The organism is Mesorhizobium sp. M7A.F.Ca.AU.001.01.1.1 (assembly GCF_004022735.1).
GTDB classification, from domain to species: domain Bacteria; phylum Pseudomonadota; class Alphaproteobacteria; order Rhizobiales; family Rhizobiaceae; genus Mesorhizobium; species Mesorhizobium ciceri.
This window is the reverse complement of record NZ_RZPF01001144.1, coordinates 1-1129: the sequence shown is the minus strand read 5'-3', so window position 1 is coordinate 1129 and position 1129 is coordinate 1. Positions and strand designations below refer to the sequence as shown.

General features: G+C 64.6%; 2 protein-coding genes. Both read right to left on the bottom strand.

What is annotated here, in order from left to right; translation table 11 throughout:
* Positions 1-681: ATP-binding cassette domain-containing protein (locus EN884_RS36590; RefSeq protein ID WP_127219282.1), on the bottom strand; the 681-nt coding region annotated here is incomplete at its 3' end.
* Positions 671-1129: cupin domain-containing protein (locus EN884_RS36585; RefSeq protein WP_164895445.1), on the bottom strand; the 459-nt coding region annotated here is incomplete at its 5' end. The genes EN884_RS36585 and EN884_RS36590, both read right to left, overlap by 11 nt.

The following is a 1129-nucleotide window of genomic DNA, read 5'->3' as shown; positions in this document are numbered from 1 at the left end:
GTCATAAAGTGTGGCCGGCGGTGCGATCTGCTCGATGCGGCCCTTGTTCATGACGACGATGCGGTCGGAAATCGACAGCGCTTCGGTCTGGTCGTGGGTGACCATGACGAAGGTGGTGCCAAGCCGCGACTGCAGCCGCTTCAGCTCAACCTGCATCTGTTCGCGCAGATGCGCATCGAGCGCCGACAACGGCTCGTCGAGCAGCAGCACGCGCGGCTCGCAGACGATGGCACGCGCGAGCGCGACGCGTTGGCGCTGGCCGCCAGACAGTTCGGAGACACGGGCGCCAAGCTTGTCGGCGAGACCGACCATGTCGAGCGCTTCGCCGGTGCGCTTAGCCTGTTCGGCTCCAGACAGTTTGCGCAGCGACAGACCGAAGCCGACATTTTCTGCAACATTCATGTGCGGGAACAGCGCGTAGTCCTGGAACACGGTATTGACCGGCCGGTCGAACGGGCGAAGTGCCGTGATATCGCGGCCGTCTAGCAGCACCTTGCCGCTCGACGGGCTTTCGAAACCGGCGATGACGCGCAGACTGGTGGTCTTGCCGCAACCCGACGGCCCGAGCAGCGTGATGAACTCGCCGCTGATAATGTCGAGATCGACGGCGTCGAGCCCGACGATGCCGCCAGGAAAAATCTTCGAGACCGCCTGCAGCCGGACGAGTGGATCAGGCGCCATCGCGAACCTCGGACGGCTTCGTGGTGTTGACCCAGAGAATCTGGCACCGCTCGGCGCCCGGATTGCGGAAGGCATGCAAAAGCGTGCTCTTGAAGGCAAAGCTGTCGCCGGCCTTCAGCACGTACTTTGTCGAATCCACCACCAGTTCGACCTCACCAGCCAGCACGAAGCCGAATTCATGGCCGGCATGCGCATAGGCCTCGGCCGTGCCGCCGCCGGCTTCCACCGTCACCAGCATGCCGGTCAGCGTCGCGCCCGGGGGTGACAGCAGCGCCTTGGCAATGCCTTCCGATTTCACCGGGATTTGCCGCCGCTTGTCGGCACGCACGCAATAGAGGTCGTTCGCCGTATCGCTGCCGTCGGCGATCAGCGCCGACGGCTCGATGTCGAGGGCGGCGGCGAGCGGCCAGATCACCTTGACGCGCAGCGAGGACATGCCGCGCTCGAT